This window comes from Nonomuraea ferruginea (assembly GCF_039540635.1).
GTDB lineage: Bacteria > Actinomycetota > Actinomycetes > Streptosporangiales > Streptosporangiaceae > Nonomuraea > Nonomuraea ferruginea.
On sequence record NZ_BAABFD010000002.1, the window covers coordinates 487,733 to 501,544 of the forward strand.

The window sequence follows — 13,812 nt, forward strand, 5'->3', positions numbered from 1 at the left end:
TCATGACCCCCATGGAGGGCTCGATGTCCCGTCGTGACCTGATAGACCCGGAAAGCCGCATCCCCCTGGACGCGCTGCTAGGCATGATGCCCGGCGGCTTCAACGCCATCCCCGACATCGTCCAGCGCCGAGCCGCCGTCCAGGGCATGATGAGCGCGATCGAGGTGCCGGACAACCCGAACGTCACCAAGGAGGACCGGACCGTCCCCGGCCCCGACGGGGAACCCGACATCACCGTGCGGATCTACCGGCCGGTCAACGCGTCCGGCACCCTGCCCGGCATCTACTACATCCATGGCGGTGGCATGATCCTCGGCGACGTCGCCGGTGAGGACGCCAACGCGACGATGATCTGCGACCAGGTCGGCGCCGTCGTGGTCTCCGTCGAGTACCGCCTCGCCCCCGAGCACCCCCATCCCGCCCCGGTCGAGGACTGCTACGCCGGCCTGGCGTGGACCGCGAAGAACGCCGCCGACCTGGGCATCGACCCGGAACGCCTGGCGATCTACGGCGCCAGCGCCGGCGGCGGGCTGACCATCGGCACGGCGCTGCTGGCACGCGACCGCGGCGGGCCGGCGATCTCCTTCATGATGCCGATCTACCCGATGATCGACGACCGGAACGAGACGCCGTCCAGCCACGAGATCACCGACATCGGCATCTGGGACCGGGCGGGCAACATCGAAGCCTGGGCCTGGTACCTCGGCGGCAAGGACGCCGACCAGTACGCCGCCCCGACACGCGCCGAGGACCTGTCCGGCCTCCCGCCGGCCTTCATCGACGTCGGCACCGTCGATCTCTTCCGGGACGAGGACATCGCCTTCGCACAGCGACTCATGCAGGCGGGCGTCCCGACCGAACTGCACGTCAACCCGGGCAGCTACCACGCCTCCGAGACGTTCGCCGCCGAGGCCCCGCTATCCCTGCGGATCTGGGCCCGGCGCATCGAGGCGCTCAAGCGGGCCCTGGCCTGAGTGACAGCTCCGGCGCCGTGGGCGGGGCTCCCGCCCACGGCGCCGGTTGTGTCGATCGTCACGCCGGCCTGGCCAGCCTGGCGAAGGAGAGCACGACCACCGTGGACAGCAGCCATCCCAGCAGGCCGGCCACGTTGAGCAGCCCCGACACCAGCGAGCCGCCGCCGGTGCGCGTCTCCGGGTACCACGTCGCCCGCTGGCCCAGGGACAGGAGCGGGACGACGGTGTCGACGGTGTAGAAGAGCGGGTCGAAGCAGCGCACCTGGCCGTCACCGCATGGACCTGGCCGGGGATCCCGGCGGGACACGGTGACGGTGCTGTCGTCCTCCGGGGTCGCCGCCTCGACGGTGACCAGGCGGCCGTCCGCCGCGTACACGTTGCCGCGCGGGTCGGTGGCGCGCAGGGTCTCCTGCACGACCGGGGTGAGCAGCATGGCGTAGACGAGGACGAGCAGGGCGCCGAGCAGCCAGAGCACGCGTCCGGGGCGGTAGCCGTAGCCGACGGTGAGGCCGTAGAGGGCGTCGATGGTGTCCCTGATCCAGCCGCGCCGGGGCGCCCGGCGGCGCAGTTCCATGAGCAGGTGCTCGGCTTCGACCGGGCGGCCGTGCTGGCGGAAGACCCGGGCCGCCTGCTCGTACGGGCTCGCGTCGTACGAGGTCATGGACCGGAGCCAGTCGCGGCGCTGCCGCCAGTCCCAGGCGTCGTCGAAGCGGTCGTAGACGAAGCCGGAGATCGCCGTGTCGGACGGCCAGCGGGTCACGTCGTCGGCGAGGACCGTGGTGGCCGCGCCGGTCAGGTCGACGTGCGGCGGCACTTCGGCCCAGCGCAGGCGCATGCCCTCGCGCGTGGTGGCCGACACGGCCTTGATGCCGGCGGTGAAGGTGCCGTCGTCGCAGTCGAGCCGGCCTTCCGCGGCGCACCGGTTGAGCACGACCTCGCCGTCCGCGGTGAAGCCGGCGCTGAGCAGGATCGGGCCCCGGATGAGGGCCTGTTCGAGGGAGAGCGCCTGGCCGCCGGGGTTGTGTAAGCGGGCGTTGCGGACGTTGACCACGCCGCCGACCGTCGCGGCGCGGAAGCCGAGCCGGCCTCCCTCGGTCTTCACCTCCCGCATGTTGACCATGCCGTCGATCACGGCGCCCTGGGCGGAGATGACGGAGGTCTCCTCCGGGTGGCTCCAGCGGGTGCCCCGCAACGTGAGGTCGCCCCGGATGTGGGCGCCGGCCAGGCGGAGCGTGCCCTCGACGGTCGCGCCCTCCTCGATGAGGAGTCTCGACCGCAGCTCGGCGTTGGTCAGGTCGAGGGCGCGGCCGCCGGGGACGGTGAAGACGCTCTCGCGGCTGATCTGGATGGTGCTGAAGGATCCCATGCTCAGGTCCACGCCGCCGCTGATCCTGCACTCGCCCTCGATGCCGAGGGGTCCGCCGACGACGAGCCCGGGGGCGCTGATGGCGGTGCCGGTGCTGCGGCCGCTGGTGTAGTTGACGCCGGTCACCGGGCCTGTGGGGTCGATGGTGGCATTACGGATCAGGACATGTCCGGAGATGCGGGTGTTGCCGAGGTCGATCCGGCCGCGGACCAGCGGGCGTCTGCCGGTCTGGTCGTCGATGAGGAACACGCTGCCGCCGATCTCGGCGTCCCCCAGGTCCAGCGCCAGGTCCTGCTGCGGGCGGGTGAGGCTGGCGCCGGTCAGGTCCAGCGACCCCTCGACCCGCGCGCCGATCAGCCGCAGCGCGCCGCGTGCCTCGAACCGGTGCAGCAGCCGGATCGTCCCGCCGACCCTGATGCGATCCGCCTGGATCGCCCGGCCCTCGGACTCGATGAGCGTGTCCAGGCAGAGCAGGCGCCCGCCGATCTCCGACTCGCACAGCCAGACGGCCGCGGTTGACGAGGTGCTGGCGGGAGTCCGGAGGTCGCCGGTGATGCGGGACCTGGACAAATCCAGGTCCCGCCGTACGCGCAGGCCGTTGGCCAGCAGGCCGGGGACCGCGCAGCCGTCGAGCGCCAGCAGGTGGAGGTCGGCGCCGTCCAGGTCGAGGGGCTCGTCGAACACGCACCTGACGAAACGGAGCGGGAAGGTGACCGCCATCCCCGTCAGGTCGAGCCCGCCCGTGATCCTGGCCCCCTCGATCACCAGGCCGCGGGGGTCGATCTCCGCCGGGTCCCGCCGGCACACCTTGCGCACGAGATCGGCGTCGACGACGAGCTCTTCCCCGCGTGACGCCCGCACGACCTGGCCGGCCCGGCAGGCCCGCAGCAGGGCGGCCTCGCCGAAGGACGTCACGACGGGTACGCGATCGCAGACATGGCCATGAGGCCAACCTAGCGCTGAACGATCTCCGCGTCCCGGGCGGAGCCTAGCCGCCGTACAGCCCGGCGAGGCGCTCGCGCAGGTCGGCGCCGTAGTCCCGGTGGTAGACCTGGGCGGAGCAGTAGACGGGGCCGCCGTTACGTGACAGGCCGGACGTCCAGGTGGCGGCGTTCTCGACGCCGGGATCGCTCAGCTGGATGCCGGTCAGCGCGATGTCGTCCACACTCACGTCGACGAAGTAGTTCGTCACGCCCTTGAGCTCGAACAGCCGCCACTGGAGCTTCGCGCTCGTCCGCCCGGCCAGCTGGTCCGTCAGGTCGATCGTGGCCTTGGTCCACGTGTCCTTGGCGTCGGCGGTGACGTCCCGCTGCCACACCAGTTTCCCGTCCACGAGAAGCTGCTTCTTGTGGTAGCCGGCCGGGCTCTCGGAGCCGCGGCCGTCCCGGTGGTAGAAGGTGACCGTGCGCTTGGTCGCTCCGGGCGTCAGCTGGACCGTGCGCTCGGCGCCGCACCACATCCCGGCCTTGGTCGGAGTGCCGGACTCGACGACGAAGCTCAACCGTCCGTCGCCGGTGCGGGAGAGGTCGTCGGTCGCGGGGCGCGTCCAGTTGGCGTCGCGGGGCATGAGCGGGAGCTTGTACTGGATGACGCCCGCGGCCTCTCCCGCGCGGACGAGGTCGAGCGCCTGCTTCGTGATCGTCTCGACGTAGGACACCGTGGGCTTCTGCGCGGCGTGGCTCAGCGGGTGCGCGTACGGCATCACGTAGACGTCGGTGCCGGGAAGGCGCTGGGCGAGCTGCTTGACCTGGTAGGACAGGCTCCACGACCAGGAGGTGTCGCGGTGCGGCGAGTCCCTGAACGGGAAGATCACGCCGTCCAGGAGCGGGATCTGCTGGGCGATGAAGTCGTCGGTGAACTGCTTGTAGTAGACGGTCGGGTTGAACGTGAACGCCGGGTTGACCGCCTTGGCGGCGTCCCTCATCTGGCGGACGTACGCGAGGGTGAAGGTCTTCCCGATGTCGTAGGCGTAGTCGTCCACGGTCCAGCCGGCCAGGTTCGGGTGAGTCTTGGAGAGGGTGGCGAGCTCGCGGGACCAGGCCACGTAGTCGTGCTTGAACGGACGGGAGACGCAGCAGCCCTGCTGGCTCGGCGAGTACACCATCACCCACACCTTGATCCCGGCGTCGGCGGCGGCCGGCAGGAACTCCTCGCGCAGGTCCTCCCAGTGCACGTTGTCACCGGCCATCGGATAGACGTACGTGTTCGCGTCGAGAGCCTTCAGGGCCGCGATCATCGCCTTGGTGTCCATGTGCCTGATCCCGTCGTCCCGTGGCGCCTCCTCCCTGATGAGGTTGCCTTCCGTCCCCCGCACACCGGGGACGTCGGCGTGGACGACGCCGGGGATGAGCGCCGGCAGGAGGGCGGCGAGGGTCACGAGCGCCAGACGGGTCACGGGGGTCCTTCAAGATCAGACGATGGAGGGCCGTCAGCCTAGTGACCACCGGTATGCCGACGGTAAATCGTCAGCTCACGTGCGGCCAGCCGTCGGCGTCCCAGGCGAGCCGGTTGAGCCCGAGCTTGGGTGTGCCGCCGTCGTCGCCGTCGTAGTAGTGGTAGACGAGCACGTCGCGGCCGCGGTCGCGCATGACGCTCTGGCCGCCGGGGCCGACGAAGCGGCCGTGGGTCTCCAGCAGCAGGGTGCCGCCGCCGGTCATCATCGGCTGCCCGTCGCGGCCGGTGTACGGGCCGGTCGGGCTGGTCGAGCGGCCGACCTTGATCTTGTACGTGCTGTCCAGGCCCGCGCAGCAGCGGTCGTAGGAGGCGAACAGGTAGTAGTAGCCGCCGCGCTCGACGATGTCCGGCGCCTCGACCGCGTACGGCGCGTCGGGGCGGGTGGCGAGGTGGTACAGGGTGCGGTCCTTCTCGTGCCGCAGTCCGGTACGGGGGTCGAGGCGGATCATGCGGACGCCGGTCCAGTACGAGCCGAAGCTCAGCCACCAGCGGCCCTCGCGGTCGACGAGCAGGTTGGGGTCGATGGCGTTGTGGTCCATGCCGAGCTCCGTGGCGTACACGATGCCGCGGTCGGTCCAGCTTCCCGGGCGGCCGGTGCGGCTGGTGGCCAGGCCGATGGCCGAGTGGTTGCTGCCGAAGCTGGAGACGGCGTAGTACATCAGGTATTTCCCGCGTTCATGGGAGATGTCGGGGGCCCAGGGGCCGTTCTCGGCCGAGTACGTGCTCCACCAGGCGGGCGGCGTGTCGAACGCGTCGCCGGCGCGGGTGAACGTGACCCCGTCGGCGGAGGTGCGGGCCTCCAGGTGGCCGTGGGTGGAGTACAGGACGTAGCCGAACGGGGTGCGGATCATCGTCGGGTCGTGCACGACCGTGTCACCGGCGACCTGGCCGGGCGGCGGGTAGGCCAGCGCGGGAGTGGTGTTGAGCAGCAGGGTGACGACGGCCGCCATGACGGTGATGGCTGGGCGCACGATGGGTCCTCTCCTGGTGGGGGGTGGAGGAGACCGTGCGCCAGGGGTCGAGGGGAATATAGACACGAAACATGACAACGGTCAACGCCCTTGACTGGCGGTGGCAGTCGGCGTACTTTCATGCGGACACGCAGTGATAACGCTAACAGCGTCGCCGGAGACCGTGCGCCACACAGAACCCGGCCGCGCGGCACCGACTCACCCGAACCGGGCGAGCGCCTGGTCGTAGAACCGGTCGAAGTTGATCTTGAAGTCCCGGCCGTCGGCCGTGGTGAGGGCGATGGTCACGTATTGCGCGTCCGGTTTCGCCCGGATCTCGAAGGTGGTCCCCTCCAGCGGGACGGTCCTGCGGAGGACCTTGACCTCCCTGTCGATGGTGTGGACCACCTTCTCGTCCGAGATCGTCAGCCAGCCGCCGATCCAGCCGTTCTCACGGTCGATCGAGGTGAAGCCGTGGACGGCGCCGGGAACGGTCACCGACCCGTCGGCGTTCGACCTCGCGCGTGGCATCGTCCACCGATGTGGGGGGCTGCCTAAGATCGCGCCCAGTAACCCGAGAAAGAATTCGAGGATCACCCTCCCAGGCTACGTTCCAGGAGAGGACTGCGCGCCGGGCCAGCCCAGGAGGCGGGCGCCCAGGGTGGCCGTCTCCAGGGCGTGCCGCTGGATGGGCTGGCCGAGGTCGTAGCCGGTGAGTCGCTGGATCCGGCCGAGGCGGTAGGTCACCGTGCGGACGCCCACGTGCAGGCGGCTCGCCGTCGCGGTGGCGACGGCGCCGCTGGCGAAGTAGGCGAACAGCGTTTCCAGCAGGGTGGCGGGCCCTCCTCTGGCGGCCCGCAACGGGCCGAGCACGGCCTCGACGAGCTCGGCGATCGCCGCCCTGTCCCGCAGCAGCACCTGAAGGACGAGCAGCTCGGACGCGTACAGCACCTCCTGCTCCAGCTCCAGGAGGCGGCCGAACTCCACCACGCTGCGCGCCTCATCGAAGGAGCGCACCACCCCGCCGGGCCCCTCGTGCGCGCGGCCGACCCCGACGCGCAGCGACTCCTCCCCGCCCAGCGCCTGCCGCACGCGCGCGGCGAACGCCTCGCTCACGCCGTCCGCGTGACCGGGGGCCACGCACACCAGCAGGCCGTCCTTGGTGGCGATCAGCACGTCCCGTACGTCCATCGCGGCCTCGACATGGCGGGCGACGGGGCCGCCGTCGTGGAAGGGGCGGCCGGCCTCGGCGACGCAGACGAGGTGGGCGGCCGCCAGGCGCAGCCCGAAGCGCCCCGCGCGTTCGACCACCGTGCCGAGGTCCCCGCGCCCCTGGAGCAGGTCGTCGACGAACTCCCGGCGTACGGCCTCCTCCCGGCGGATCTCCAGCCGCTGGGCTCCCTCGTACCCCTCGACCAGCGCGCCGGCCGACCGGTCGGCGGCCCGGAAGATCGCCTCCCCCGCGGACCGCAGCTCCTGCGCCCGCCGCGCGCCGACGATCCCCGGCAGCGTCGGCCAGGCCAGCCAGGTGGCGCTCAGGTGGACGTCGATGACGGCGCGCAGCGGGATGCCGTCGCGTGCCGCCGTCTCACCGCACTCGCGCATGCGCGCCAGCGCCGCGCCGTCGAGATGCCCCTGGGTCCTGCTCACCTGGGCCAGCAGCGGCAGGTACTCGCCCAGCCAGCGGGCGGGCACGCCGCCCGCGTCGGCGCTCGCGCGTGCGGCGATCTCCTCGAGGTCGAATTCGGGTACGGTCACGGTGCGGCTCTCCCCCGAAGGCCCGCGCTCTGGATTGCCGAGGTCCGGCAAGCGTCACTGTAGCGTTCCAACCTGGCGCGCGGCGTCGCGGTCGTCGGCTTCGTGGATGCGCCGGTAGGCCCGGTTGCGCAGGCGCAGGATCACCGCGGCCAGCAGGGCGGCGGTGACCGAGCCTGCCAGCACCGCCAGCTTGACGTGGTCGCCGCCGGCCCCGAAGGCCAGCTCGCCAATGAGCAGCGACACCGTGAAGCCGATCCCGGCCAGGATCGACAGGCCCAGCACGTCGAGCCAGCTCAGCCCTTCGTCGAGCTGGGCGCGGGTGAACCGGGCCACCAGCCAGGTGGCGGCCATGATCCCGATCGGCTTGCCGGCGACGAGGCCGGCGACGACTCCCACGGCGACCGGGTCGGTGAGCGCGGTCGCGAGGCCGTTCAGCCCGCCGAGGTGCACACCGGCCGACAGGAACGCGAACAGCGGCACCGCCACCCCCGCCGACAGCGGCCGGAAGCGGCGCTCGAAGTGCTCGGCCGGCCCCCGGCCTTCGCCGCGGACGACGGGCACCGCGAAGGCGAGGAGCACGCCCGCGACCGTGGCGTGGACCCCGGAGGCGTGCACCAGCGCCCAGACCGCGAACGCCAGGGGCAGCAGCAGCCACCAGGAGCGGACCCCGCGCCGTACCAGCACCGCGAAGACCGCCAGCGGGACCAGGGCCGCGAGCAACGGGACCGGCGCCAGGTCACCGGTGTAGAAGACGGCGATGATGACGATGGCCATCAGGTCGTCGACCACGGCCAGGGTGAGCAGGAAGGTCCGCAGCGCCGGGGGCAGGAACGTGCCGAGGACCGCGAGCACCGCCAGCGCGAAGGCGATGTCGGTGGCCGTGGGGATCGCCCACCCGGCCGCGGCTCCGTCGACGTTCCTGGTGGCCAGCAGGTAGACCGCGGCGGGGACGACGACCCCGCCGAAGGCCGCCGCGACCGGCACCGCGGCCCGCCTCACCTGGCGCAGGTCGCCCGCGACGAACTCCCGTTTCAGTTCGAGCCCGGCGACGAAGAAGAAGACGGCAAGCAGCCCGTCGGCCGCCCAGGTCGCCAGGTCGAGGCGCAGATGCAGGGAGGCGGGGCCGACGGTGAAGCCGCGGATCGCCTCGTACACCCCCGACCAGGGCGAGTTCGCCCAGATCAGGGCCAGCGCCGCGCCGCCCAGCAGGAGAGCTCCTCCGATGGTCTCCTTGCGCAGGATGTCGGCGATGCGGCGGGCTTCCGCCCACGAGCCGCGGCCGAAGAGATGGCGGCGTCCGGCGTCGGTCATGGCCCTCCAGATGGGAAACGGTTTTCACATCAAGGCTGGTGTACGGGCATGACGGCGGACAACGACGGCGCCCCGCAGTCTCCCGGCGCGAACGTTGCCGACGACCGGCAAAGTCGCGGAGGACCCGGCGGAACACCGCCCGGACGCGGACCGCGCACAGTGATCGATCCCACGTGAGGAAGGCCTTTTTCAGGGGAGGGGGCATGTCATACGGGCACGAAGGAGGTACTGGTGGCGGGTGACGCGGGATCGATCCGGGTGGGGGTCGAGGAGGAGTTCCATGTGGTCTCCCTGGACACCCGGCGCCTGACCGGGCACGCCGATCTGCTGCTGGAGCAGTTGCCGCCCGATCGCTTCACCCACGAGCTGCAGCGTTCGATGGTGGAGTCCAACAGCTCGCCCTTCCTGCGGCTGGACGACCTGGCGCGGGACCTGGGCGACCTGCGGGGGCGGCTGATCGGGCTGGCCGACGAGGCGGGCCTGGGGATCAGCGCGGCGGGCAGCCCTCCGCTGGTGGACATGCACGAGCTGAAGGTCTCCCCGGACCCCCGCTACGAGCAGATGCTCAGCGACTACCAGCAGCTCACCCGTGAGCAGCTGATCTGCGGCACCCACGTACACGCGGAAGTGGACGATCCGGACCTGGCCGTCACCGTCGCGCACCGGCTGACGCCGTGGCTGCCGCCGCTGCTGGCGCTGTCGGCCAGCTCGCCCTACTGGGACGGCGACGACACCGGATACGCCAGCTACCGCAGCCTGGTGTGGCGGCGCTGGCCCACCGCCGGTCCCATCGCGAAGTACGACTCCGCCGCCGAGTACAAGGAGATGATCAAGGAGCTCATCCGGTCGGGGGTCATCAGCGATCCCGGGATGATCTACTACGACATCCGGCCTTCGCAGCATGTGCCCACGGTCGAGCTGCGGATCTGCGACTCCTGCCCCCGGCTTGAGGACATCGTGCTGATCGCGGGACTGTTCCGGGCGCTGGTGGCCAGGGAGCTGGAGGCGGTGCGCCAGGGCGTGGAGCGCGAGGTGCACCTGGAAGCGGTGCGAGCGGCGACGTGGCAGGCGGCGCGGTCCGGGCTGGAGGGCGAGCTCATCGACCCGGTGGGAGGCGTGCCGCGGGCCGCGCCCGTCGTGATCCGGCGCCTGGTCGAGGGCCTGCGGCCGCAGCTGGAGGAGTCGGCGGACTGGGAGCTCGTCTCCGGGCTGACGCGGGAGGCGCTGGCGCGGGGCAGCTCGGCGGCGCGCCAGCGCCAGGCGTTCGCCCGCCGGGGGCGGCTGGCCGACGTCGTGGACCTGCTGCTGGCCGAGACCCGGGCCTGCGAGTGGAACCGGCCCCTCGGCGACTCCCCGCCGTACCGGTCCGCGGCGTCCTGAAAGGGAGGGACGATGTGCGGGCTGAGTGGTGAGATCCGCTTCGACGACGCGGAGGCGGACCTCGGCGCCGTGGGCCGGATGACCGAGGCCATGCGCGACCGCGGGCCCGACGGCTCCGGCCTGTGGTCGCACGGGCCCATCGCGCTCGGCCACCGCCGCTTGAAGATCATCGACCTGTCGGAGAAGGCGGCCCAGCCCATGGTCGACGCCGAGCTGGGCCTGGCTGCGGTGTTCAACGGCTGCCTCTACAACTATCGGGAGCTGCGCGCCGAGCTGCGCCGCGCGGGCTACCGCTTCCAGTCCGGCTCCGACACCGAGGTGCTGGTGAAGGCGTTCCACCGGTGGGGCGCCGGATGCGTGGACCACTTCACCGGCATGTTCGCGTTCGCGGTCGCCGAACGCGGCGGCGGCAGGCTCACCCTGGGCCGCGACCGGCTCGGCATCAAGCCCCTGTATCTGTCCGAGGACGGCCGGCGGCTGCGGTTCGCCTCGTCGCTGCCCGCCCTGCTGGCCGCCGGCGGGGTGGACACCGGCATCGACCCGGTCGCCCTGCACCACTACATGACCTTCCACTCGCTGGTGCCCGGCGAGCGCACCATCCTGGCCGGGGTCCGCAAGCTGCCCGCGGCCACCGTACGGGTGATCGAGGCGGACGGCACGAGCACCGAGCACCGCTACTGGGAGCCCCGCCACCGGCGCCCGGCGGCGCCGGCGGACGACGGCGAGTGGCGCCGTGCCGTCCTCGACGCGCTGCGCACGGCGGTGCGCAGGCGCATGGTCGCCGACGTGCCGGTGGGCGTGCTGCTGTCCGGCGGGCTGGACTCCAGCCTGATCGTGGCGCTGCTGGCCGAGCAGGGGCAGCGGGAGCTGGCCACGTTCAGCATCGGGTTCGAGCCGGCCGGCGGCGAGCAGGGCGACGAGTTCGCCTACTCCGACCTGGTGGCCCGGCGCTTCGGCACCGACCACCACCGCATCCGCGTCCCGGACTCCCGCCTGGCGCAGGGGGTGGAGCAGGCGGTGCACGCGATGAGCGAGCCGATGGTCAGCCACGACTGCGTCGCCTTCCACCTGCTGTCGCGGGAGGTCGCCGGGCACGTCAAGGTCGTGCAGTCGGGCCAGGGCGCCGACGAGGTGTTCGCCGGCTACGACTGGTTCCCGCCGCTGGCCGGGGTGCCGCGCGAGCGGGCCGCGGACACGTACCTGGAGGCGTTCAGGGACCGCCCGCACCACGACCTGGCGCGTATCCTCGCGCCCGATCACCTGCTGGGCTCCGACGTCAGCGGCGACCTCGTCCGCGCCCACCTCGCCAGGCCGGGCGCGGACACCGCGCTGGACGCCGTGCTGCGCCTGGAGACCACCGCCATGATGGTCGACGACCCGGTCAAGCGGCTCGACAACATGACGATGGCGCACGGCCTGGAGGCGCGCACGCCGTTCCTCGACCACGAGCTGGTCGAGCTGGCCGCGGCCTGCCCGGCCGAGCTCAAGCTGGCCGGCGGCGGCAAGGGCGTGCTCAAGGACGCCGCCCGCCGGATGCTGCCCGCCGAGGTCGTCGACCGGCCCAAGGGCTACTTCCCGGTGCCGGCGATCCGGCACGTCGAAGGGCGGCTCCTCGACCTCGTCCGCGACGCGCTCACCAGCCGGGCCGCCCGCGACCGCGGCCTGTTCCGGCGGGACTACGTCGACCGGCTGCTCGCCGACCCCGGCCGCGACAGGGCGGCGACAGGGGTGAATACGCTGTGGCAGCTCGGCCTGCTGGAACTGTGGCTGCAGGCCCACCTCGGATGACGCCGGAGATCATCGGCGGCCTGTCGCACCTGCCGTCGGCCGCCAGCCTGACCGCGTGGAGCTGCCTGGCGCCCGCCCTGGCCCCGGACGACAGCGCCGTCGCCTTCGTCAGCGACAGGGACGGCTCTCCCCGGGTGTGGATCCAGCCGGTCGGCGAGGACGCCGAGGCGTGGGTCGTGGACACCGGGCCGCAGCCCGCCGTCGACGTGAGCTGGGCGCCGACCGGTGCCCGGCTGGCCGTGCTGCTGGCTCCGGGCGGCGGCGAGCACGCCCAGGTCTGGACGGTGCGGCCGCACGGCGGCGACCTGCGCCTGCTCTCCGCGCCCGCCGGAGGGTCGGCCGCGCTGGTCCGATGGACGGGGCGGGGCGAGGAGGTGCTGGTCGCCGAGACGTCGGCCGCCGGCCACACCCACGCCGTGCTGGCCGACGCCGCCACGGGCGGGCGTCAGGTCATCGCCGCGGGCCGGTTGATGTGGCCGGCGGCCATCAGCCGCGACCACGCCACGATGCTGCTGCGGCGGGGCCCGCGCGGACGGCGGCACATGTACGTGGCGACCCTCGTCGCCGAGGCGCTGGGCGCGCACCTGCCGAGCGGGGAGCGGCCGCTGCTGCCCGGACTGCCGGGATCCACCGACGCCGGCGCCCTCTCCCCCGACGGCCGCACCGCGTACGTGGTCTCCGACGCCGGCCGCGACCAGGCCGAGCAGCGCGAGGTGCGGCAGGGCGCGGACGCGGTCGTGCTGGCCGAGCGGCCGGACGCCGAGCTGGACCGGTTCGCGCTGAGCGCGGACGGGCGCCGCGCGCTGCTGGTGTGGAACGAGCACGGCCGCTCCGGGCTGGACGTGCTGGAGCTGGGGACCGAGCAGCCCAGGCCGCTGCCGCCGCCGCCCGCCGACGTGGTGACCTCCGCCAGGATCAGCTGGGACGGCACCCTGGCCGTCCTCGCCGCGGAGAGCCCCGGCGACCCCTCGCACGTGCTGCTGTGCGACCTGGACCGGGGCGGCTACCGGCGGGTCGCGGGCGCCGGCCGGCTGGCCACGGCGGCGGGTGCGGAGCTGGTGCGCTTCCCCGCCCGCGACGGCCTCGTCCTGGCCGCCTGGCTCTACCGGCCGCCGCACGTGCTGGGGCCGGCTCCGTTCCTGGTGTTCCTGCACGGCGGCCCCGAGGACCAGGAGCGTCCCACGTTCAACCCCCTCTACCAGAACCTGCTGGCCGCCGGGATCGGCGTGCTCGCCCCGAACGTGCGCGGCTCCGGCGGATACGGGCGCGCCTTCCGGCAGGCGGACGACCGCGAGCTGCGCTTCCGCGCCGTCGACGACGTGGCCGACTGCGTGGCCGAACTGGTGCGCACCGGCGCCGCCGCGCGGGACCGGATCGCCTGCATGGGCTGGTCCTACGGCGGCTATCTGACGCTGGCCGCGCTCGTCACCCATCCGGGGCTCTTCCGCGCGGGCGTGACCGTGAGCGGCATCGCCGACTTCGAGACGTTCTACGCCCGCAGCGAGCCGTGGATCGCCGCGGCCGCGATCAGCGAGTACGGACACCCGGAGACCGACCGCGAGCTGCTGCGCGCCCTGTCGCCGCTGCGCGCGTTCGACCGGCTGGCCGCCCCGCTGCTGGTCGTGCACGGGGCGCACGACACCAACGTGCCGCTGTACGAGGCCGAACAGGTCGTCGACGCGGCCACGGCCCGCGGCGTGCCGTGCGACCACCTCTTCTTCGAGGACGAGGGCCACGAGATCCGGCGGATCGGCAACCGGATCAGCTTCGTGACCAAGGTGGTGGACTGGCTGACGAACCGCCTGCACATCCACGGAGCCGGGTGACCGCC

General features: G+C 72.6%; 10 protein-coding genes. 4 read left to right on the plus strand and 6 right to left on the minus strand.

The features are described from left to right. Nucleotides 1-23: 23 nt before the first annotated feature. On the plus strand, nt 24-974 hold the full coding sequence (locus ABD999_RS05615) for an alpha/beta hydrolase (protein WP_271275817.1): 951 nt from the start codon (nt 24-26) through the stop codon (nt 972-974). A gap of 58 nt (nt 975-1,032) precedes the next feature. Here the strand turns inward: ABD999_RS05615 and ABD999_RS05620 are convergent, their stop codons facing one another. The 6 genes from ABD999_RS05620 to nhaA all read right to left on the minus strand — a co-directional run bounded on the left by ABD999_RS05620 (nt 1,033) and on the right by nhaA (nt 8,813). Next, the gene (locus ABD999_RS05620) at nt 1,033-3,255 is read right to left on the minus strand and encodes a hypothetical protein (protein WP_271280013.1); all 2,223 of its coding nucleotides are present in this window, start codon (nt 3,253-3,255) and stop codon (nt 1,033-1,035) included. Nucleotides 3,256-3,328: 73 nt separating this feature from the next. Further along, a complete protein-coding gene (locus ABD999_RS05625; RefSeq protein WP_271280012.1) occupies nt 3,329-4,735 on the minus strand; it encodes a hypothetical protein in 1,407 nt (468 codons plus the stop codon). Nucleotides 4,736-4,805: 70 nt separating this feature from the next. Beyond that, on the minus strand, nt 4,806-5,765 hold the full coding sequence (locus tag ABD999_RS05630) for an arabinan endo-1,5-alpha-L-arabinosidase (RefSeq protein WP_271280011.1): 960 nt from the start codon (nt 5,763-5,765) through the stop codon (nt 4,806-4,808). A 198-nt stretch (nt 5,766-5,963) separates the two neighbouring features. Then, nucleotides 5,964-6,275: a hypothetical protein gene (locus tag ABD999_RS05635; RefSeq protein ID WP_271280010.1), complete on the minus strand. Its 312-nt coding sequence runs from the start codon at nt 6,273-6,275 to the stop codon at nt 5,964-5,966. Between the two features lie 75 nt (nt 6,276-6,350). Next, entirely contained in the window at nt 6,351-7,502 is a 1,152-nt protein-coding gene (locus tag ABD999_RS05640; protein WP_271280009.1) for a PucR family transcriptional regulator, read from the minus strand. Nucleotides 7,503-7,556: 54 nt separating this feature from the next. Next, nucleotides 7,557-8,813 (minus strand): Na+/H+ antiporter NhaA, encoded by a 1,257-nt coding sequence (gene nhaA, locus ABD999_RS05645; RefSeq protein ID WP_271280008.1) that lies wholly within the window; start codon nt 8,811-8,813, stop codon nt 7,557-7,559. 231 nt (nt 8,814-9,044) lie between these two features. Between nhaA and ABD999_RS05650 the strand changes: the two genes are divergently transcribed. From ABD999_RS05650 to ABD999_RS05660, 3 genes are read left to right on the plus strand one after another with little or no spacing between them, the layout of a single operon-like run. Next, nucleotides 9,045-10,193: a carboxylate-amine ligase gene (locus tag ABD999_RS05650; RefSeq protein ID WP_271280007.1), complete on the plus strand. Its 1,149-nt coding sequence runs from the start codon at nt 9,045-9,047 to the stop codon at nt 10,191-10,193. A gap of 12 nt (nt 10,194-10,205) precedes the next feature. Continuing rightward, entirely contained in the window at nt 10,206-11,981 is a 1,776-nt protein-coding gene (locus ABD999_RS05655; RefSeq protein ID WP_271280006.1) for an N-acetylglutaminylglutamine amidotransferase, read from the plus strand. Then, nucleotides 11,978-13,807 carry a S9 family peptidase gene (locus ABD999_RS05660; RefSeq protein ID WP_345482597.1) on the plus strand — a complete coding sequence of 610 codons (1,830 nt, stop codon included), beginning with the start codon at nt 11,978-11,980 and terminating at the stop codon, nt 13,805-13,807. The genes ABD999_RS05655 and ABD999_RS05660 overlap by 4 nt, the downstream gene beginning before the upstream one ends. Nucleotides 13,808-13,812: the final 5 nt, after the last annotated feature.